This is a genomic window from Lysinibacillus sp. NPDC093712 (assembly GCF_050280025.1).
GTDB lineage: Bacteria > Bacillota > Bacilli > Bacillales_A > Planococcaceae > Lysinibacillus.
This window is the reverse complement of sequence record NZ_JBNNUU010000004.1, coordinates 294,383-315,076: the sequence shown is the minus strand read 5'-3', so window position 1 is coordinate 315,076 and position 20,694 is coordinate 294,383. Positions and strand designations below refer to the sequence as shown.

The window sequence follows — 20,694 nt, the reverse complement described above, 5'->3', positions numbered from 1 at the left end:
AGGATTCAAAAGTATTCGCATTGTTTAGCGATACCTTTATTTTACTATCGTCAATTTGAAATACTATCCTATAAGATGCTGTATAATATAGTGAGTGAATATCCTCCATTTATAGGGGTATTTTAGTGTGAAGGAGAAGAATTTCCTATGACGCATCCATTTCAGCCAATTGAAGAAGTAACACTGCAAGAGTTTGTGTTATTTATTAAAGTTCATCATAAACAAATTAAAGAGAATATGAATATTTACCTCAATCTAGAACCTACTATAGGCGAAACAGAACGAAATAGAGTAGCGTTGCTATTGGATTCATTTTTACGCTTACTGACACATACAAACATTGATGAATTAAATGGTGATGATAAGTATTTTTTTAATACGTGGCTACAATCACAATTATCCATTATTGATAGGAAGAGCTTTACTTTATTCCAATTAATATTTGAAAAGTCATTGATTACGTTTATGATTCAACAAAAGAGTAGTCGAACGAATGCTGTCTTAATGTATGTTTTATCATTATTTATATCTCTAGTACAGCTTTACTATGACTGTGAGGGAGAAGGCAAAAGTAGTAACATGCCTACTGAAAATGAGGGATTGAGACATTTACAGTTATTAGATATGCTCGATAAATTGCTTATCAGTTCCTCAGGCTATCAGGACTTAGCCTATATTTTAAAAAAATGTGAAGAATATTTTAGCTATAAGAGATGTGTATTTTACGCATATGTCCCATGGTCCAATCAATTTTACGGAGTTATTGGCGCAGAGCTTCCTAAGGTGCAAAGCATGAAAGGGGAGCTAACTGGAGAAAACACTATACTTAGTTCAAGAAAACCAATTTATTTAAAAAGCCCAAAAAATTACGTCAAGGAGGAGCATATCCAATTATTTGGTTTATCCTCAATTATTTTTATTCCTATTGTTGGGGTGGATCAGTTATTCGGCTGGCTAACATTTGATCAGCTAGGCGAGGAATTCGATTGTACAAAGGAAGAATTAACGCTTCTTGAGGAAGTAGGAAAGCGTTTAGGCTTATTTTTATCACGTAAGAGTGAGAAGGTAGAGAAAAATACAGAACTTCATTTAACGGAAAGGGAGTCGATGATACTCGGCCTGCTTGCTGAAGGATATGATAATAAAAAAATTGCCAGTTTATTATTTTTAAGCGAGCATACGATCAGAGATTATGTAAGTAGTCTCATGACAAAGCTCAAAGCAAAAAATCGAACACAGGTCGTAGCCTCATCTTTTCGTTTAGGGCTGTTAAGCTAACAATAAATGCGCTTCTGCTAGGAGTGCATTTTTTGTTTTTCATATCAATTAATGCCCGATTAATTTTCAGATAATAAATATTATTATAAATATAGCGATAAAATAGGGGAGTATTGTTTTGAAGTGGTCTTTTATTGGGAAAGTGATATAGTAGTAAAACAATTTTTACGAATATTACAAGTGAAACCTTTTAAGCTTACACGATTGTAATGAAATTGAAAGCCAATACGATAGAGTGTAATACATTATTTTGCGAGAATGTGTATAGAAGCAAGAACAAGAAGCGGAGGAATACACAATGAATGAAAAATTAGAAGGCGTATATGAGGAATTTAACCGTTATATATACCATTTATGTTTGAAACTTACTCGCAATAATGTAGAAGCAGAAGATCTAATGCAAGAAGTTTGGGTAAAAGTCGTACGTTATGAAGATAGCGTTGCCGAAGTTGAACATATTAAAGCTTGGCTAACAACAATTACAATGAATACATTTAGAGATCGCTATCGAAAAAAAGTACGACGCAGTAAATATATGATGAACCAACCTGAAACATTAGACGTACCGATTTTAGATTTGGTTCCCAATAATGACATTTCTACAGAAGAAAAAATTGAAAAAGAGATTGTGACGAAGCTAGTACAGGATAAAATGGGTCAATTAGATACAATCTATCGTAAAACATTATGGTATTTCTACATAGACCAATATTCACTTGCTGAAATTTCTACTATTATGAAAGTATCAATCGGTACGGTGAAATCTCGTTTATTCCGTGCGAAAGCGCGTTTAAAAGAAATGCTAATGGCCGATGTGTCAATCGTCGAGGCTGTGCTGCCAGCATAATAATAATATTGGTCGCACAACTATAACTACTTAGACGGAAGTATTCGTTCGGCCAATCCAAAAAAGGATGCACTGCAAACAAAAATTTGCGATGCATCCTTTTTCGTGTTTCCACACAAAACAAAGATGAAAATTTAATCTTGCCGATTTATATCAACAGATAGTAAGCATTTGGCGAAAATATCACGCAACGTTTGCACCTCTTCTGCTGAGAGCATACCAAACATATTGTTAATAATTTCACTCACTTGTTGACGGGATTCTTCAAGTATTTCTTCACCCTCGGTAGTAATAACTAATTGTGAGGCTCTACGATCAGTAGCATGCTGCGTTTTTTCAATAAAACCAGCATTAATCAGTTTGGTCGTTAATACCGTGACACCACCAGTTGTTACCTTTAAGCGTTCTGCTATTGCAGAAGGGCGCTTTGGTCCCTCCTGCGATAAGTAGTCTAAAATTAAAATATGGGATTTTGAAAAGCCGAGTGCATTATGATTATTCCACTCGTTTGCCCATTTACGCTCGATAGAAAAGACAACTTCAAACAATGAGGTAATGGCTTGTTGTTTTTCTTGATCCATATAAGGTCATCTCCAAAACTGTTTTAACTTTCTTGTGCCAATCTTGTCATCGCATTTAATTCGTAAGCACGTACTTTACGTGGAATAAAACGACGAATGTCCATCTCATTGTACCCAACTTGGATACGTTTTTCATCTATAAGGATAGGACTACGTAACATTCTAGGATGCGCTTGAATAATTGCGTACAGCTCTTGAATAGAAAGCTGATCAATATCAATATTTAGATTTTTAAAGTCATTTGAGTTAGTTGCAATAATTTCATCAGTACCATCTTCTGTCATGCTTAAAATTTCTTTAAATTCAGCAAGTGTAAGAGGATGTGATGTAATGCGTTTCTCTTTATATTCGATGTTGTGATCTTTTAACCATTTTAGTGCTTTTCTGGATGAAGAACAGCTCGCTTGTGAGTAGATAGTAACTGTCATTCTTCATTCCCCGCTTTCTTTGTTGGATTATATTTTATGAATAGCTTATTAGTAAGTAAAATAGGTTATACATATATCTTACTAGTAAGCTATATATAAATCAATAGTTAATTAAAAAACTTTTAAGAGAACATAGTATTTTTAATCTATACTAAATATACGCTGGAAAGTGCGAAAAGTTTCATTAAATAAGCTTACAATGATGTAAGTTTAGAAAATTTTAAAAATAGGGAATATTGAAATGATAGAAGTAAGTTAGTAGAGGTGTATGAGAAGCATGCCTGAGAAGCGTGCCAGTCACCCAAACAATTCTGAATTCTGACAAGGATAAGTGCCAGTCACCCAAACTGAATTTTCATAGCATGCTAGTAGAGTAGACTTACACGGAAAGCGAAGCGGATTTTTCCGATATAGAAGGTGCGATGCTTTGCAAAAGAGTGACCACCTATGAACGAGTCAAAAAGTTGTCGCATATAGCAATATCAGAAGGAAATATATTAATTCCAAAGAAAAAATCCACCTAGCATCCTGCGGGGCAGCACAAAAAGGAAGACGCAACAGCGACGGTTGCGGCCTACGGTGTGCCCGCGGAAAGCGAAGTGGATTTTTACGTTTTAGAAGGACACATTCTTTAGCTTTGTTGCCCAGAAGTGAACCAGTCTTGCACATCCCATACTTTTGTTGCTAAACCTTCATAGAAATCAGGCTCATGGCTAACAAGTACAATTGTGCCTTTAAATTCTTTCATAGCACGCTTTAACTCTTCTTTTGCATCGACATCCAAGTGGTTTGTCGGCTCGTCAAATAGCAACCAGTTAGCTTCTTCCATCATTAGCTTACATAATCGAACTTTAGCTTGCTCACCACCAGATAAAGAATTAAGTGGGCGAGTAATATGATCTGTTTTTAGACCAGCACGTGCTAATGCCGCGCGTACTTGTGCTTGCTCCATAGAAGGGAAGGCATTCCACACATCATCAATTGGAGTAATTTTATCTGCCTTTACTTCTTGTTCGAAATAAGAAGGAGCTAAATAATCACCACGAATTACCGTACCACCTAGCGGATTAATTTTACCAAGCATCGTTTTTAGTAAAGTAGATTTACCAACACCATTCATGCCGACTAAGGCAATTTTTTCACCGCGCTCAATCATAAATGAAAGAGGTGGTAGTAGTGGTTTTTCTTTATCGTAACCGATGACTAAATTCTCTGCTTCCACAACGTAACGGCTTGGCGTACGTGCTTCTTTAAAACCAAATTCAGGTTTCACCGATGTTTCAGGGCGATCGATACGTTCTAAACGATCAAGTTGCTTCGCGCGCGATTTTGCACGACCAGTTGTAGAGTAACGCGCTTTATTTTTCGCTATAAAGTCTTCTTGTTTTTTTATGAACTCTTGTTGCTTTTCATATGCATCAATATGTTGACGTTTATTGATTTCAGCAAGCTCTAAAAACTTTTCGTACGTAGCTGTATAGCGAGTTAGTTTTGAAAACTCCAATTGGAAAATAACATCTACTGTCTCATTCATAAATTCCGTATCGTGGGAAATTAATAAGAATGCATGTGGATAATTTTTTAAATAGTTTTTCAACCATGTAATATGTTCTTCATCGAGATAGTTCGTTGGCTCATCGAGTAATAATACTTTTGGCTTCTCTAATAATAGCTTTGCCAGTAAAACTTTCGTACGTTGACCACCAGAAAGGGCAGCTACATCGCGTTCAAGTCCAATAGCATCTAGACCTAGACCTCGTGCAACCTCCTCGATTTTCATATCGAGTGTGTAGAAATCTCCAGCATCAAGAGCATCTTGAACCTCAGCCATTTGTTCTAGTAAAACTTCTAATTCTTCAGGTGTTGCTTCAGCCATTTTACCTGTAATTTCGTTTAACTCTTCTTCTTTTTTATATAGTGGGAGGAAGGCATCACGTAATGCATCACGCATAGAACGTCCAGCTGTTAGCGCAGTATGTTGGTCTAAATAGCCATAATGTGTTCCTGGTAGCCATTCAACCTTTCCATCATCGTGAATTGTTTGTCCTGTAATAATTCCCATAAGAGTAGATTTACCAACACCGTTAGCGCCGACAAGACCAATATGATCGCCTTCTACTAAACGGAAAGAAACATCTTTAAAAAGTGTACGGTCACCGAAAGAATGACCTAAATTTTCAACTGTTAATATTGCCATATATGTTGCTCCTCCAAAATAATTCGATTAGGTCATGGGTAAAAAGATTAATCGCAGTGCTACTGCTACAACATAACAGTTGGCGCGATGCGTAACCTTTATAGCTCTGCTAGTTGTTTATTTAATTCTGCTAGCTTTGCTTCCATGTTAGCAAGGCGCTGCTCAGCTTTTGCGACTTGGTCGTTATGACCTGTAGATTCAAGTTTTTCGATGTCACCTTGTAAATTCATATAATCCATTTTTAATTCTTTGATTTGATATTCAATATCGCTTTTTGATGGCATGATACTTGGCTCCTTTATTAGTTTGTTTTTTATTACGAAAGCGTGTAAAAGCGATGGAGGTTTTGTCATCCCCCCACCGCTCAATTGTTAAAATTAATCGGGTACTGATGCGTTGAGATTCCTCAAATATTCTAGCCTACTTTGCAATGGATACATTCAACTAGAAGCAGGGGAATAACGAAAGTGAAAAATTCTAATATATTGTATCATATCCACCTTATAAGAATCACTAAGTAGAAGCGATATTATGACGATCATAAGCGAAATCAAGTAATAAAGATTCCAACGTTTTGTTATTGCTAGCGAGATTAAGCTGGCGCTGTTTTTTCACAGCACGTTCACTGCGTGCCTCATGCAATAAAAACTCCATAACAGCATTTTGTATTTGTGATTGTTTCATCTTACGCCCAAGGCCGAGATGTATAAAGCCATTATGCTCACGAGGGAATGCGTGTAATAGCTCATTTTCTGTCTGTGCGAGCGTAATACATGGCACGCCATAGGAAGCAATCTTATATGGTGTGTAATTAGCATTGCAAATTATGACATCAGCTTTGGGTAATAATTTTAGGAGTGCGTCTTTATCACGCAAAATGGCAGTATTACGACGACTTAATACCATCATTTGCAAGTCATCAGTAGCATGTCGATAGCTTTCATCTATCATTACTGTAATTTGTAGTGGGATTTGTAGCTGGGTTAGGTGTCGAAGAGTACGATATGTTAAATTATGCTCGTCCCCATCCTCGAAAGCAACAACAATATGAGGCGGGTTTTCTGGTGTTTTAAGATCAGGTAATTGTTCTGAATACTGATAAGCTTCTGGTAATGCAAAGACGAAACTGCCACCAATATAATGGGATGGCATATAATCTTTAACTTCTTGATAGAGTGCTAGTAATACACAGTCACAGGCTTGGCCACCTTCACCAAAATCATCAAAATGAATGATCGTTTTACAAAATGGTCGTATATTCTCCACTTGCCAGCTTTCTGAATTACGACCGTCCCTAACAATTAAATCAGGTTGTATAGCTTTTATTTGCTTAGGTAATTCGTCGAAATGATCGAATAGTATTGGTGAAAGATTGTGATTCATTAAAATTTGAATCCCATCATTTGAAGGGGTCTTTACGAATATGAAAACTTCCTCTTGTCCAAGCAACTTAGCTAATGTTGCAACTCGTTCAAAAGGATACAGCCCTTTATCAATACAGCTTTCAATTATGAAAACAATCGATTTTTTCGGTTTAATTGTTTGTGTTTCGTTTTGCAAATGTATCCCATCCTTTCATCTGTCTATTTAAATTATGGTGAAAATTGGGCAAGTATGTGTAAAAATTAACATTAGATAAATAATGTATGAGATGAAACTTTAAAAATTGACTTTGCTATACCGATGAATAGTAGAGAGGACATGCAAAATGAAGCTAGTTCTCATTATTGATGATACATACATAGAAATCGTCTTTGTGGAGCAAATATAAGACTTTCTCGAAGGGGGAATGAAATTGGGCATGCGTTCGGCAATTGTTGTAGGGGCTACTGGATTAACAGGTAGTTCACTAATAGAACAGTTATGTGACAACGATGAATATGTTTCGGTCATCGTTATAGCACGACGAGAGCTACAATATAAGCACCCGAAGTTAGAGGTGAAAATTCGAAACTTCGATACATTAGAAGAAAAAGATATTGAGTTTGCTCATGAGCTATTTTGTTGTTTAGGTACAACGATTAAAAAGGCTGGCTCACGTGAATCGTTTGAAAAAGTTGATTTTGAATATCCACTAGCCATTGCCTCATTGGCGAAAAAGCAAGGGATTCCGCATATGCTTGTCATAACAGCAATGGGTGCCAATGTGCGATCTCAATTTTACTATAATCGTGTGAAAGGGAAACTTGAGCATGCATTAATAGAGCTAGGCTTACAGCGTCTATCCATTATTCGTCCCTCTCTTTTAGCAGGACAGCGCGATGAATTTCGTTTTGGCGAAAAGGCAGGAGAAAAGCTATTAAAAGTTGCTAAACCTTTATTAATAGGACCATTAAAGCGGTTGCGTTCTATTGAGTCCTCGCAAGTTGCAAAAGCAATGATCGTTATTGGGTTACATGGAAAGAAACAGCCGGTAACAATTTATCCATCACAGGACTTAGCGAAAATGGATTTTCCTACTGTGGCACAAGATGAATTTACGCGGGAAGAGTTATTTAATTGGCAAAAACTTAAAGACTCAGATGTGTCAGATGCTAAGCACAAGGTAAATCGAGAGGTCATTATTAATCGAGATAAATTTAAAGTGGAAGAAACAGTAGTAGACAAAGAGGTGACATTTAATCGACACGATGAAAAATAGGCATTTTTCCATTAACTATAGCATTCCGTCTAAAGACTGAATTTATTGTTTTGACTACTACAATTCTTCCCGAGCCACTATTCATTTGTTACAATATTATTGTAGAAGATGAATGTGGAGGCAAAATGAATATGAAAATTTTACTCGTTGATGGCACAATGTTTGGTCGTAAAACTGGTGCTATTTTAGAGCAAGTAGAGCGTTATATTAAAGATTTCGATGCTAGTTTCGACTTAGAAATTATGCATTTTAGTGAATATAAGCATCAAATTGTCGATGGTTCACCGTTAAATGACGATATGAAAAAAATGATTCAAAAATTTGAAGAAGCGGATGCGTATATTATCGCAACGCCCATTTTCCAAGCTTCAATTCCAGGCGTATTGAAAAATGCTTTTGATTTCTTACATCCGAAAACAATGCGTTATAAGCCAGTATCTATCGTAGCGAATGGTGGCACATATCAGCACCATTTAGTAGTTGAAAACCAATTAAAGCCTATTTTAGATTACTTCCGTGCACTTGTGACACCAAACTATGTATATACGCATACGTCACATTTTGATGCAAATAATGTAATTGTAGACGAGGATGTTCATAATCGTTTACGTGAAATGGCACGTGTTTTCGTTCAGTACTGTGAAATGAGTAAAACATTACCGAAAGAAACAATAGACCAACATTAAAGATATGTCCTAATGTCGGTACCAATAAGTATTGATCCCTTGTACAGTGGAAGGAAATCACTGTGCAGGGGATTTTTCTTTGCAAGATTCCATTTACGATATGATAAAATAATACTTTAGTGAATTCGGAAAGGAGGGCAGCTCATGCAGAACATCGCTTTACTAGAGAAACAACGCTGTAATTTAATTTTGACGAATAAGGCGAAGGAAGCGGTAGAGGAATGCTCAGCAAACGAGCATGCCTTTTTTGCGTTACAAAAAACAGTTACTGTCTATATTGAAAAAAGAAAAGCCAAAACAATTGGCGAAACGTTTTTATCGATTTATTTTAATGCAGAGCACAATGAAAAGTTAGATAGTGTACTTGCCGGAAAAACGGCAATTATGGATTGTGTGCTAAAAGTGGAAGGGTTATTAGCAACAAATATTCGTTTTGTACATATGCGAGGTCCAATAAGTACGAATCGTCGCTTACCGGCTGCATTGCAATTCGTAACAAAGCCTAATAATGGCGCAGGTATCCCGCTTGACCTTCATACGAAAATAAGAGAACTTCCGATTGCTGAAGAACGCACCGAATATGTGAAAAAGCGTATTGCAAGTTGGGAAGGCTATTTAAAAATCCAAGAACGTGATGCAACAATTGATGATATTCATACGGAATTTAAACAAAGCTACTTCAATGAAGACTTTTCACGTTTAACACTTGTATGTCCATATGTAAAAGCGAAGGAATGGAAGCAACTTGAAGGTTTAAGTGTTAGCATCCAAGGGGTACGTGGCGAAATCGGACAAGTATTAAAATCGAATGCTGGCAAGCAAACAGTGGAAATTGATTTAAAGCCTTTTGCAAAGGATCAGGCTCGTAAAGATCAGTTAAACTTGCGCTCAAAACAAGCAAGCTTTAGTAATTTTGCAACACTGAGTCAAATTCGACGCTTACGCAATGGCTTTACGAAGCTAGAAAAGGGCGAAGCAGTTAATGCTAGTCTAGAGACGATTTTATTTGAAAAACGCCCAACTGTCCGCACTGCAAAGCTGCAAGATGATATTGAGTTTCATAATAATTTAAATGAATATCAACGTAAAGCGGTAATCGGGGCTCTATCTGTTGAAGATTTATATGTGATTCAAGGGCCACCGGGGACTGGGAAAACAACGGTTATTTCAGAAATATGCCAGCAAAATGTAAAAGCAGGCTTAAAAACTCTCGTTGCATCACAGTCAAATTTAGCTGTTGATAATGCATTAGGAAGACTTCTCTCCAATCAAGAAATTCGAATTTTACGGTATGGCCGAACAGAAAGTATTGAAGAAGAGGGAAAAAAATTCATTGAGGAAAATGTTGCCCTTCATTGGCGTGAACAAACATTAGCATCTGTTGAAGAAGAAATTATCGCTTTTGCTGAGCGTGAACAGGAATTGAAGGCAAGTATTTTAAAAGCAGCGAACGAGCGACAAAAGCTTGAGACATGGCTTGAAGAGCTAGTTAAGGAAATCGCTGCTAAGGAGCAGGCGGCAATAGACGAACCAATTTTGCAAAAAGAGATTCAATCGTTAAAAAAGGATTTGAAAACGGCAAAAGCAGAAAAAGAATCTAGTGAAGAGCAAAAAGAGCATCTTGAGAAACAGCTAGCACAACTAGAGTCCGTTATACAATCCCAAGCACAAATTTTATCTGAATATGATTCGCTTGAACAGCTACAACAAACGATTCAAGATTGCACCCATAAAATAGAACAATGGCAAGCTGCTATTCAATATAAAGAATTACTTGTAGAAAAGCAGGAGCTGACATCGCAGTTTCAAGATATTCAACTAAAATACGAACAAGAAAATAAGCGATTGCTTTTAATGAAGGAAGGACAACAATATATTGATACGTTAACGTCCTTTGATCGTATTCAACGCTTTTTAGAGCATTATCACATCCGTCCTACGCACATATTAGCTCAACAAATTGGAAGATTAGAGCATTTAGAGGATGCGAAAGATTTAGAAGCCTGGGCAACAATAAATTCCCGATTACAAAAAGCGATTGCAAAGCTTGAAACATTGGTATCGCCTGAGGAGAAAGAACGAGCGTTAGCTAAAAGTCGTCAACAGCCGGTTCAATCGTTCTCATTAAAAAATTTAACGGGTGTATTTGCGCAGCTTAATGAGTCATTTCAAGAAGGGCAAACACCTCCTATCGAACAGGTAGAAAGCTATTTACTAGGGCTCTATATGCGTCGCGATTTTGTTTGGCAAAAGGGTATGGCGCTTCGACAACAACAGGATCATAAAGATCGGGAATTTGAGTCACTACGTAAAAATATTAGTAGTTTAATACATCAAGAATGTGCCATTACAAGCTTCGACGTACAAAGCTTGCAACGCCAATTACAGCCATATATTAAACATACCGAGCGTCTACAGCAACTCGCTGATACATTCCAAGCTGATGTTATGCCAGAAGAATCGGTGGAACAGTTGAAAATGCTAGTAGCTAATACACAAACCTCTTTACAAACAGCCCGTCAACAGCTTCAGGCCGTTGAGCAAGCTAACACACAACTTGTGCCTAAGAAAGCAGCACAACAAACAGCAAAGGCAAGTTTACTTGAGGTTGAGGAGCAGCTAGCGCAATTAGAAGAAAACATTAAAGCTATAAATGTAGAAGGGCTAAAAAAGGAAAAACAACTAACTGCGTTAACAACATTGTTACAATCTACGCCAGAGCGCACATATGAGGAAGTAAAAGAAACTATTCAAGCCACAAATGAAAGCTTAGAAGAGCTACATCGTAAAGAACAGCAGCTACCTCTACGTAAGAAATTGCAAGAGCAATGGCGTGATAAGTTACAAAACGCAACAGAATATGATTTAGATGAAATTCGTAAATTATATGTGCGTCATGCCAATGTTATCGGCACAACATGCGTTGCTTCGGCAAGTAAGGAATTTATGGAAAACTATCCGACCTTTGATGTTGTCATCATTGACGAAGTATCCAAGGCGACACCTCCAGAGCTATTATTACCAATGCTTAAGGGCAAAAAAGTTATTTTAGTTGGTGACCATCATCAGCTACCACCACTTCTTGGTGATGATACCCTAGAGGAAACATTGAAGGGTATGTTAGAAGAAAATCCAAACTTCGATGGTGCACAAGAGCTAAAAAGCTTGCTGCGTGAATCGTTATTCGAGCGGTTATTTAATAACTTACCGCCAACACATAAGCAAATGCTCGCATTACAATACCGTATGCATGAAAAAATCATGCATAGTATTACACCTTTTTACGCCAAGGAAGAGAGTGGCCTGCAATGCGGTTTACCGGATTCTGATGCAGCACGTGACCATGGTTTAGAAGGACATTTCGTCAACCGAGAAGATCATTTACTATGGATTGATATGCCAACTGAAAAACCATTTTTAGAGGAACAAGTTAAAGGTGGCACGAGTCGTTATAATGAGGGGGAACTACAAACAATCCGTCGAATTTTAACAGATTTAAATGCTGCTGTTTTAGAAGCGAAAAAGGCAGGGCGCATACCACAAGATGTACAGAAAAGTGTAGGCGTTATTAGCTTCTATGGCGAGCAAGTGAAGAAAATTAATCGTTTACTTCAACAGGAATTACAGCTACCCCATTTACAGTTTAGAACGGGAACTGTCGATAAGTTTCAGGGGATGGAGATGGATGTCATATTAGTGAGTATGGTACGTAATACGCCAAAGGGAGGGGACATTGGCTTTGCGAGAGATTATCGCAGGTTAAATGTTGCACTTTCTCGTGCGCGTGAATTGTTAATGCTTGTTGGCAGTGCAGATATGTTTGCAAAACGTGCTAAACAACAAGATACACGTGACATGTACAGCAATCTATTAACGACGGTGAAATCCTACAACGGTTTACGTAATCATGAAGGACAGGTGATGTAGGGTGTTGAAATTACAACAGCGTTTAATGCGAGAGTTACAGCAAAATCGTCATGTGAAAATAGTGAAATCTACTGAATGGTGTATTCCGGTTCGCACGATTGAAGTGACATATGAGCCAATTCGTCGCTCAACGATGGATGTCCTAATGAAAATGCTATTAATTAGCATGCAGGAAGCAAATTTTCAAAATGTGCAGGAATTGAGTGAGCTGTTACTAGTAGACCCACTGTTTATTGAGGATTTAGTGTCGTTAATGTCTCGCGTCCGCCTTATAGAGCAAACGGATGGCTTCTATAAACTAACCTCTAAAGGGGAGCAACAATTGGAGCATGGCATTTTCGAGGAAGAGCTAGAGGTCGAAACGGCAACGCTTTTATTTAGCCCATGTCACCAAGCGATTCTTCCTATAGGAGAAGAGGCTATAGAGGAATATGATGAGTTACCTGAGCCATATCGTTATGTCGATAAGGACGCTGAGCAGCAAGAACATTTTGATGAGGAAATGATGCTTGCAGCTTTACAGCAGGAAGAGGAAGAAGAAGCGAGCTCACAAAAAATAGTAGCAACTATTGTTACTTCAGATGCGAAACAGATTAATGATATCCCCTGTTTAGAATTCGTTCTTTTTAATAAGGAGCAAAATATTGTATATACCCGAGTATGGAATACATTGCTAAACCAATGGGATGAAAAGCTGGAACAGCAACTTACAGAAAAAGAGCAACTACAATGGCGTGAACAATATTTATAAAAGACAGAACGAGCGGTAAAGCAATGAGCTGACCGCTCGTTTTTTGTGCTTAAAAAGTCTAGCTACGGAGACAATACCGCGGAATGAGATAGTGATTCGGAAGGGCGAGGAGATGATTCCGCGAAGTGAAGGTGTGATTCCACGGAGTGAGGAGGTAATTCCGCGGAGTGAGTGGGTGATTCCGCGGGGTGAAGGTGTGATTCCGCGGAGCGAAGGTTTGATTCCGCGGAGTGAGGAGGTGATTCCGCGGAGCGAGGAGGTAATTCCGCGGAGCGAGGAGGTAATTCCGCGGAGCGAGGAGGTAATTCCGCGGAGCGAGGGGTTAATTCCGCGGAGTGAGGGTTTGATTCCGCGGAGCGAGGGTTTGATTCCGCAAATTGAGGTAGTAATTCCGCGGAGCGAAGGTGTGATTCCGCGAAGCGAGGGGCTGATTCCCAGAGCGAGGGGTTAATTCCGCGGAGCAGCTGAACTCAAATGTATAATCCCCAAATAGAAAAAAGAATCTGCTTTACGCCCAGATGGTACAAAGGGCGTTGAGAAGATTCTTCTTTGACTCGTTTACTGTTGCACTATGTTTGTGGGACTAGCAATCTAGCTATAACCCCATTGTTTTTAAAAAACCTCAATATAATTTACATAAATCGAATGCCCAATTATTAGTGATAAAACAACAATAATCGTAATAATAATCACATTTCGAGGTCTAAAGTCTTGAGCTTGCATTTTCTACTCCTCCTTCACTATTTGGTGTGAATATTATGACAATTTAATGACAATTCAATATATGTTAAGGGAATAAGAGTATGCAATTTTAAAAGTACTTTTTATGTAAAAGAGGTTTCGCAAACATAATAGTTCTACTAGCAAAAATAAAAGCCGCAACACTCACTATGCGTGGTGTTGCGGCTTTTAAATATCTTGCTAGGGAGATGTCAGAATTGTGTGAGTGACTGGCACTCTTAATCGAGTTTTAGTCCTTTTAAGGCTTCAGCTAATGCGTTGTTTACTGGTTCATCATTATTTTGTTGCTTTAAATATTTTTGAACTGAGCGTTTATCAACTTTACCGCCGCCTTCTTTTTTACGGCGCGCTTCAAATGTAGATAATTTTTCGCGATGACCACATTTACATACAAAGATTTGCCCATCGCCTTCACCACGGAGTTCCAGTTTTTTCTTACATTGAGGGCAGCGAGCGTTTGTCACACGTGCTACATTTTTGCGGTGACCACATTCACGGTCCTGACAAACAAGCATTTTGCCTTTTTTGCCGTTGACTTCAAGCATCGGTTTACCACAATCAGGGCAAGACTTAGTAGAAATATTATCGTGCTTATATTTTTTATCGCTTGCCTTAATTTCAGAAACAATTTCCTTCGTATAATTTTTCATTTCACTAATAAATACATCTTTTTTCAGTTTTCCATTTGCAATCGCTTCGAGCTTTTGCTCCCATTCAGCTGTAAGGGTAGGGGATTTTAACTCCTCTGGAACTAAATCAAGCAGTTGTCTGCCTTTTGAAGTGATGTAAATATCTTTAGCACCACGCTTTTCAATTAAAAACGAGTTAAAGAGCTTCTCGATTATATCAGCGCGAGTTGCTACTGTGCCTAAACCGCCTGTAGATTTTAAAGTATCGGCTAATTTTTTATCGTTCGTCCCCATATATTTCGTCGGATTTTCCATCGCAGATAATAGTGTTGCCTCATTAAAGCGTGCTGGTGGCTTCGTTTGGCCAGATGTTTGTGCAATCAGTTTAATCTGAAGTGTGTCACCCTTGTCAATGCGGGGAAGGATTTGTTCTTGCAAATCATCTGTTGTATCCTCATCGTCAAAACGATTTTCATATACTTCCTTCCAGCCAGCTGATAGGATTGTTTTCCCGCGCGCGACAAAGCTTTCATCAGCGATTTTTGCACGTAATGTCAGCTGTTCGAATTCAAAAGCAGGGAAAAGAACAGCTAAAAATCTTTTCACAACAAGGTCGTAAATTTTACGTTCCTTATCGGAGAATGCAGAAGAATTGACATAGCCTTCGGTCGGAATAATCGCATGGTGATCAGAAACTTTACTATCATCGACAAATGCCTTCGACGTTTTAATTGGTTTATTTAAAAGCTTATTTGCAAGTGAACGGTATTCGCCAATACCACAAGCTTTTAAACGTTCTGGTATAGTTGCAACAATGTCTTGTGAAATATAGCGAGAGTCTGTACGTGGATACGTTAATACTTTGTGCTGCTCATATAATTTTTGCATAATATTCAGCGTTTCTTTTGCAGAATAGCCGAAAATTTTATTCGCATCACGTTGCAACTCTGTTAAATCATATAAACCTGGAGCAAAAGTTTTCTTCGGTTTTTTTTCAATGTCTGTTACAGTTGCATTGTTTCTACCAAGCTTTTTAACGATAGCGTCAATTGTATCTTTATCAAAGCTGCGGCTATTGCCTTTTGCATCCTGCCATGTCAATTTTAAATGGTCGGCAGTCTGAGCTTCAATACCGTAGTAAGTTTGTGCTTTAAAATGTTTGATTTCATCTTCGCGCGCCGCAATAATTGCCACTGTTGGTGTTTGTACACGACCGCAGTTTAGCTGTGCATTAAAACGTGTTGTTAAAGCACGAGTAGCATTTAGTCCGATATACCAGTCTGCTTCAGAACGGGCAACAGCGGAAGCATATAAATTATCGTAGGCCTTGCCAGGTTTTAAGTTAGCAAACCCGTCTTTAATGGCTTTATCAGTTACAGAAGAAATCCATAAACGTTTAATCGGCTTATTTATCTTTACTTTATCAATAATCCAGCGTGCTACGAGTTCACCTTCGCGGCCAGCGTCAGTTGCTACAATGATTTCTCCTACATCGCCGCGCGTCAGCTGGCTTTTTACCGCATTAAATTGTTTACCTGTTTGTTTAATCACTGTCAGTTTTAAGTGCTCAGGTAACATTGGTAAATCTTCTAAATTCCATGTTTTGTATTTCACGTCATAGCTTTCAGGGTCTGCTAATGTTACAAGGTGACCTAATGCCCATGTAACGATGTATTTATCCCCTTCAAGATAACCGTTTCCTTTTTTATTGCAGTTCAATACACGCGCAATATCGCGAGCTACTGATGGTTTTTCAGCTATTACTACACTTTTAGCCATAAATAACATCCTTTCGTAAATCCTTGTTTTTACTATATCATAGAGCATTATTATTATGCTAAATAAGAAATTAACGGTGTATACCAAGGGGGAATTGGACTTATCTTCATGTAAATTGTTTGAGTGCCTGGCACTTGTATTTTCATAATAAGAAAAATGAGGATCTCAAAGTGTCAGGCACCGAAACGATTCTGAATTTTATGAAAAAAGAAGTAAACTCGAAATTTTTCGAGTTTACTTCTGTCTGAATAGCCTTTACACAATAGAAGTACTAGAAGACTTTCTCACGATAAGCTTCGGTTGAAGATTAATTTTGCGATATTCACTTGGTCCGTTTCCTTCAACTCGTTCAATAACTAATTGTGTCCCCATATAGCCAAAGTCATATGCGGGCTGTGAAGCTACTGTGAAGAAAGGATCCAAATTTGAATAAGGCTCTAAGTCGTCGAAGCATACAACAGCAATATCTTCTGGCACTCGTATATTTTTGTTGCGCAGTGTTGTGATTGCGTTAATCGCTATAAAGTTATTAGCTGCGAAGATGGCAGTAGGTCGTTCTTCCTCAGGTAATAGCAGTAATCCATTGATAGTATCCCATTCTTCTTCTTGTTTATAATGTGTTTGGATAACCAAATTTTTATTAAAAGTCAAATCATTTACTTTCAATGTGTCTACATAAGTTTGATATCTTTCTTTGGATGTAGAAATATCTAATGGTGCATGAATAAGCGCAATCTTCTTATGTCCTCGATCAATTAAATGCTGAACTAACTCTCTTGTTCCCTCATGATTATTCCCCAATACCATATCGCATGGAAGATCATCTATCATCCTATCAATTAACGTAAAAGGAACTTTGTTTTTCACAAGCTTTTTTAAGTTTTTTTTAGACTGATTTCCAGTAGGCGCAATGATAACGCCATCTACCATTTTCGAAATAAGAGCATCTATATAGCCACTTTCTTTTTCTGGATCCTCGTCAGTATTACACAACATAAGCTGATAGCCTAGTTGATTAGCCTTATCTGCTGCACCTCTAGCAACCTTTGTGAAGAAAGGATTTGTAATATCAGGAATAACTAATGAAAGGAGCTTCGTTTTTTTAATATTTAAACTTCTGGCAGCGGAGTTGGGGATATAGTTTAATTCTTGAATAACAGCTTCTACTTTTTTTCTTGTTTTCTCGCTAATATTGCCTTTATTGTTAATGACTCTTGAAACAGTCATAGGAGAAACATTAGCTTTTTTTGCAATATCATATATTGTTGTCACCTATCGTACCTACCTTACATTGTTAATTTTTTTGGATTATTCCTACTGCTGGCGCAACGATTCTACGCAAAAAACATCTCGAATGAAGATACATTTTATTTCAAAATAAAGTCATCGTGATTACCATGTTGTTGGTTTATTTTTACATAAATAATTCGAATATAATTGTACTTCTTCTAACTCTACACTTTCCAATTGTTGATTCCAAGAGGGAAAGCGCTTCAAGTGAGCCAAAAATAAAATAATACAATTAGTTTTCCGTTTAAAGCTCCCCGATGTTTATCCACCATTTTTCTCAAGTCATTATAGCATGTGATTTAAAAATCTACATCACCATCCCATTTTATAACCTACTCAAAATTAAAAGTTTTTTAACATTTGAGCTTGGTAAATGTAACATTCAAATACGTCAACGCATCTAATGAATAGCGTTCATTGTCGCCATTCTACTTCACTAAGTATGAAATATTCTTAGCAATACCATCTATTTACTTCTGTTTTGAATTTTGGTTATTTTCAGAAATTAGTATTGACATGTAATTTTTTGTTTGTTATTTTTACGTTACCGGTAACATAAAAGTTAACAAAGGTGGTGTTGAATATGATAATCGATTCACATCAACATTTTTGGAAGTTATCAAGGAATGATTATAAATGGTTAACCGAAGATTTACCAGAGCTTTATCGTGATTATATGCCTAACGATTTATATCCAATTTTAAATGAACATCAAATTGAAAAGACAATAGTAGTTCAAGCTGCTCCAACAATCAATGAAACTTTATTTTTATTAGATTTATTTGAAGAGCATGAATGGATTGCAGGTGTAGTCGGCTGGTTAGATTTAACAGAATTAAACTTTAAGCAACATTTAGAGGAGTTTCTACAACATCCTGGTTTTGTAGGTGTGCGACCTATGTTACAAGATTTAAATGAGGATGATTGGATTTTGAGAAAAGATGTATTAAAGAACATTGAACTACTTGTACAGTATGATGTTCCGCTAGATCTTTTAATAAAGCCAAGGCATTTTCCTTACATACTAGAATTATTAAAAACATTTCCCCAATTGAGAGTAGTAGTGAACCACATTGCTAAGCCAAATATAGCAAAGCAACAAATTGATGGCTGGAAAGAAGCTATGGGTGAAATTGCGATGTACCCAAATGCGATGTGTAAACTTTCAGGATTAGTGACAGAAGCAACGCATAAAAACTGGGCGATTGAAGAATTCCAACCTTTTATCAACCATGTAGTAAATGTTTTTGGAACGAATCGAGTGATGTTTGGAAGTGACTGGCCTGTATGTAATTTATCAGGTACATACAACGATGTACTGACGATACTTATGGAAAACTTACCTACAAACTTACTTGGAAAAGATTTGGAAATGATATTTGGAGAAAATGCCAAGCGTTTTTATAAATTATGAGAAGGAGGACGAAGGAATGGCAGAGATGGCATATCAACAAGGGATAACTTGCATTGTAATGGATGAAAAAGATAATGTAACAACTCTTTTAACGGATGTAAAAAAAGGTGAAAGTGTAATTTACACAAAAGGTAATCAAACATATGAAGTAACTTTGCAACAAGATGTTAGCTTTGGACATAAAGTTGCGATTGCTCCTATCAATAAGGCTGAGAAAATTGTGAAGTACGGTGAAGTAATCGGAGCAGCAACAACTGCTATTCAGTTAGGGGAGCATGTACATGTTCACAATATCGAGGGCATACGCGGACGCGGAGATAAAAGGGCGGGAGGTGTGAAATGATGACATTTATTAAGGGCTATCGCAGAGACAATGGAAAATTTGGTATTCGAAATCATCTTTTAATTTTACCAACAGTTGTATGTGCAAATCAGGTTACTTCAAGAATTCAACAACAAGTTCCGGGGTCAGTAGCTATACCTCACCAACATGGATGTAGCCAAGTAGGTGCTGACAAAGAGAGAACACATAAAGTATTAGTTGGAATGGGAAAAAACCCGAATGTCGGTGCTGTATTAATTGTTAGCCTTGGCTGTGAAGTAATCAATGCACAAGACATAAAGCAAGAAATTGAAGAGACTGGTAAGCCAGTTGTTTGGATTGACATTCAAAATGAGGGTGGCTCTGTTAAAACGATCCAAAAAGGTGTGGAAGTAGCACAGGATCTTCTGAAAAAAATAGAAGATATTCCGTTAATAGATATTCCACTTTCAGAGCTAATTGTTGGTGTGAAATGTGGCGGTTCTGACGCTACATCAGGATTATGTAGTAACCCTGCACTTGGTAGAGCAGCTGATACTATTTTGAATGCAGGTGGCACAATTGTCATGGGCGAGACTACAGAAATCATTGGTGCAGAGCATCTTGTTGCTGCAAAGGCAATCAATCAAAATGTACAACAAAAATTATATAAATGTGTTGAACAATTTGAACTTGAAGTAGAACGTATGGGTGTCGATATGCGTGGAGGAAATCCAAGCCCAGGCAATATCGCAGGAGGCTTATCGACGATTGAGGAAAAATCTTTAGGTTGTATCAGTAAAGCTGGAACAGCAATCCTTCAAGGGGTTGTAGACTTCGCTGAAGAAATTCCAGGGACAGGCTATTATTTCATGGATTCACCAGGGAATGATATTGAATGTGTAACAGGCATGGCAGCAGCGGGTGTTCATGTTGTTTGCTTTACAACGGGAAGAGGGACACCGACAGGAAATCCGATTATACCTGTCATTAAAATAACAGGTAACGAAATTACTGGAAGACGAATGGCAGACAATATTGATGTAGATGTAAGCCCTGTTTTACAAGGGAAAGAAACGTTGGATGAATCGGGTAAACGCATTTTTGAATCGATTGTAAATGTAGCAAAAGGTCAGGAAACGAAAGCCGAGATTTTAGGCCATCAAGAATTTAGTATTAGCAGAATTGGTATTAGTCTATAAAA

16 protein-coding genes are annotated in these 20,694 nt (G+C 37.5%); 9 read left to right on the top strand and 7 right to left on the bottom strand.

Going from position 1 to position 20,694, the window contains the following annotated elements:
* Positions 1-147: 147 nt before the first annotated feature.
* Positions 148-1,278: a LuxR C-terminal-related transcriptional regulator gene (locus ACQKNX_RS16955; RefSeq protein WP_427429887.1), complete on the top strand. Its 1,131-nt coding sequence runs from the start codon at positions 148-150 to the stop codon at positions 1,276-1,278.
* Between the two features lie 298 nt (positions 1,279-1,576).
* Positions 1,577-2,125, top strand: coding sequence for an RNA polymerase sigma factor (locus ACQKNX_RS16950; RefSeq protein ID WP_139859863.1), 549 nt, complete (start codon positions 1,577-1,579; stop codon positions 2,123-2,125).
* A gap of 134 nt (positions 2,126-2,259) precedes the next feature.
* Here the strand turns inward: ACQKNX_RS16950 and ACQKNX_RS16945 are convergent, their stop codons facing one another.
* The 5 genes from ACQKNX_RS16945 to ACQKNX_RS16925 form a co-directional block, all read right to left on the bottom strand.
* A complete protein-coding gene (locus tag ACQKNX_RS16945) occupies positions 2,260-2,706 on the bottom strand; it encodes a MarR family winged helix-turn-helix transcriptional regulator (protein WP_427429886.1) in 447 nt (148 codons plus the stop codon).
* Positions 2,707-2,729: 23 nt separating this feature from the next.
* Positions 2,730-3,134, bottom strand: coding sequence for a transcriptional regulator Spx (gene spx / locus ACQKNX_RS16940; RefSeq protein WP_036117523.1), 405 nt, complete (start codon positions 3,132-3,134; stop codon positions 2,730-2,732).
* 631 nt (positions 3,135-3,765) lie between these two features.
* Entirely contained in the window at positions 3,766-5,331 is a 1,566-nt protein-coding gene (locus tag ACQKNX_RS16935; protein WP_427429885.1) for an ABC-F family ATP-binding cassette domain-containing protein, read from the bottom strand.
* 98 nt (positions 5,332-5,429) lie between these two features.
* Positions 5,430-5,615, bottom strand: a complete 186-nt coding sequence (locus tag ACQKNX_RS16930) for an SE1832 family protein (RefSeq protein WP_403056037.1) — start codon at positions 5,613-5,615, stop codon at positions 5,430-5,432.
* Between the two features lie 229 nt (positions 5,616-5,844).
* Positions 5,845-6,891, bottom strand: a complete 1,047-nt coding sequence (locus ACQKNX_RS16925; protein ID WP_427429884.1) for a PseG/SpsG family protein — start codon at positions 6,889-6,891, stop codon at positions 5,845-5,847.
* Between the two features lie 229 nt (positions 6,892-7,120).
* Between ACQKNX_RS16925 and ACQKNX_RS16920 the strand changes: the two genes are divergently transcribed.
* From ACQKNX_RS16920 to ACQKNX_RS16905, 4 genes are all read left to right on the top strand, one after another.
* Positions 7,121-7,972, top strand: coding sequence for an NAD(P)H-binding protein (locus tag ACQKNX_RS16920; RefSeq protein ID WP_427429883.1), 852 nt, complete (start codon positions 7,121-7,123; stop codon positions 7,970-7,972).
* A 131-nt stretch (positions 7,973-8,103) separates the two neighbouring features.
* Positions 8,104-8,658 carry an NADPH-dependent FMN reductase gene (locus tag ACQKNX_RS16915; RefSeq protein WP_337982217.1) on the top strand — a complete coding sequence of 185 codons (555 nt, stop codon included), beginning with the start codon at positions 8,104-8,106 and terminating at the stop codon, positions 8,656-8,658.
* Between the two features lie 144 nt (positions 8,659-8,802).
* Positions 8,803-12,585 (top strand): DEAD/DEAH box helicase, encoded by a 3,783-nt coding sequence (locus tag ACQKNX_RS16910; RefSeq protein ID WP_427429882.1) that lies wholly within the window; start codon positions 8,803-8,805, stop codon positions 12,583-12,585.
* A gap of 1 nt (position 12,586) precedes the next feature.
* Positions 12,587-13,336 (top strand): hypothetical protein, encoded by a 750-nt coding sequence (locus ACQKNX_RS16905; protein WP_427429881.1) that lies wholly within the window; start codon positions 12,587-12,589, stop codon positions 13,334-13,336.
* A 959-nt stretch (positions 13,337-14,295) separates the two neighbouring features.
* Here the strand turns inward: ACQKNX_RS16905 and ACQKNX_RS16900 are convergent.
* Both ACQKNX_RS16900 and ACQKNX_RS16895 read right to left on the bottom strand, forming a co-directional pair.
* Positions 14,296-16,485 (bottom strand): DNA topoisomerase III, encoded by a 2,190-nt coding sequence (locus tag ACQKNX_RS16900; protein ID WP_427429880.1) that lies wholly within the window; start codon positions 16,483-16,485, stop codon positions 14,296-14,298.
* 255 nt (positions 16,486-16,740) lie between these two features.
* Positions 16,741-17,757 (bottom strand): LacI family DNA-binding transcriptional regulator, encoded by a 1,017-nt coding sequence (locus ACQKNX_RS16895; protein ID WP_427429879.1) that lies wholly within the window; start codon positions 17,755-17,757, stop codon positions 16,741-16,743.
* A gap of 601 nt (positions 17,758-18,358) precedes the next feature.
* Between ACQKNX_RS16895 and ACQKNX_RS16890 the strand changes: the two genes are divergently transcribed.
* The 3 genes from ACQKNX_RS16890 to ACQKNX_RS16880 are packed head-to-tail and all read left to right on the top strand — an operon-like array spanning position 18,359 to position 20,692.
* Positions 18,359-19,189, top strand: a complete 831-nt coding sequence (locus tag ACQKNX_RS16890; RefSeq protein WP_427429878.1) for an amidohydrolase family protein — start codon at positions 18,359-18,361, stop codon at positions 19,187-19,189.
* Positions 19,190-19,205: 16 nt separating this feature from the next.
* Positions 19,206-19,532 (top strand): UxaA family hydrolase, encoded by a 327-nt coding sequence (locus ACQKNX_RS16885; protein ID WP_427429877.1) that lies wholly within the window; start codon positions 19,206-19,208, stop codon positions 19,530-19,532.
* The gene (locus ACQKNX_RS16880; RefSeq protein WP_427430033.1) at positions 19,532-20,692 is read left to right on the top strand and encodes a UxaA family hydrolase; all 1,161 of its coding nucleotides are present in this window, start codon (positions 19,532-19,534) and stop codon (positions 20,690-20,692) included. The genes ACQKNX_RS16885 and ACQKNX_RS16880 overlap by 1 nt, the downstream gene beginning before the upstream one ends.
* Positions 20,693-20,694 lie beyond the last annotated feature (2 nt).

What these genes read in the sequence shown, in the direction of transcription:
- ACQKNX_RS16885 (WP_427429877.1), top strand. Translation starts at nt 19,206, where the DNA reads ATGGCAGAGATGGCATATCAACAAGGGATAACTTGCATTGTAATGGAT.
- ACQKNX_RS16930 (WP_403056037.1), bottom strand. Translation starts at nt 5,615, where the DNA reads ATGCCATCAAAAAGCGATATTGAATATCAAATCAAAGAATTAAAAATG.
- ACQKNX_RS16915 (WP_337982217.1), top strand. Translation starts at nt 8,104, where the DNA reads ATGAAAATTTTACTCGTTGATGGCACAATGTTTGGTCGTAAAACTGGT.
- ACQKNX_RS16935 (WP_427429885.1), bottom strand. Translation starts at nt 5,331, where the DNA reads ATGGCAATATTAACAGTTGAAAATTTAGGTCATTCTTTCGGTGACCGT.
- ACQKNX_RS16880 (WP_427430033.1), top strand. Translation starts at nt 19,532, where the DNA reads ATGACATTTATTAAGGGCTATCGCAGAGACAATGGAAAATTTGGTATT.
- ACQKNX_RS16945 (WP_427429886.1), bottom strand. Translation starts at nt 2,706, where the DNA reads ATGGATCAAGAAAAACAACAAGCCATTACCTCATTGTTTGAAGTTGTC.
- ACQKNX_RS16955 (WP_427429887.1), top strand. Translation starts at nt 148, where the DNA reads ATGACGCATCCATTTCAGCCAATTGAAGAAGTAACACTGCAAGAGTTT.
- ACQKNX_RS16950 (WP_139859863.1), top strand. Translation starts at nt 1,577, where the DNA reads ATGAATGAAAAATTAGAAGGCGTATATGAGGAATTTAACCGTTATATA.
- ACQKNX_RS16890 (WP_427429878.1), top strand. Translation starts at nt 18,359, where the DNA reads ATGATAATCGATTCACATCAACATTTTTGGAAGTTATCAAGGAATGAT.
- spx (WP_036117523.1), bottom strand. Translation starts at nt 3,134, where the DNA reads ATGACAGTTACTATCTACTCACAAGCGAGCTGTTCTTCATCCAGAAAA.
- ACQKNX_RS16920 (WP_427429883.1), top strand. Translation starts at nt 7,121, where the DNA reads ATGAAATTGGGCATGCGTTCGGCAATTGTTGTAGGGGCTACTGGATTA.
- ACQKNX_RS16910 (WP_427429882.1), top strand. Translation starts at nt 8,803, where the DNA reads ATGCAGAACATCGCTTTACTAGAGAAACAACGCTGTAATTTAATTTTG.
- ACQKNX_RS16900 (WP_427429880.1), bottom strand. Translation starts at nt 16,485, where the DNA reads ATGGCTAAAAGTGTAGTAATAGCTGAAAAACCATCAGTAGCTCGCGAT.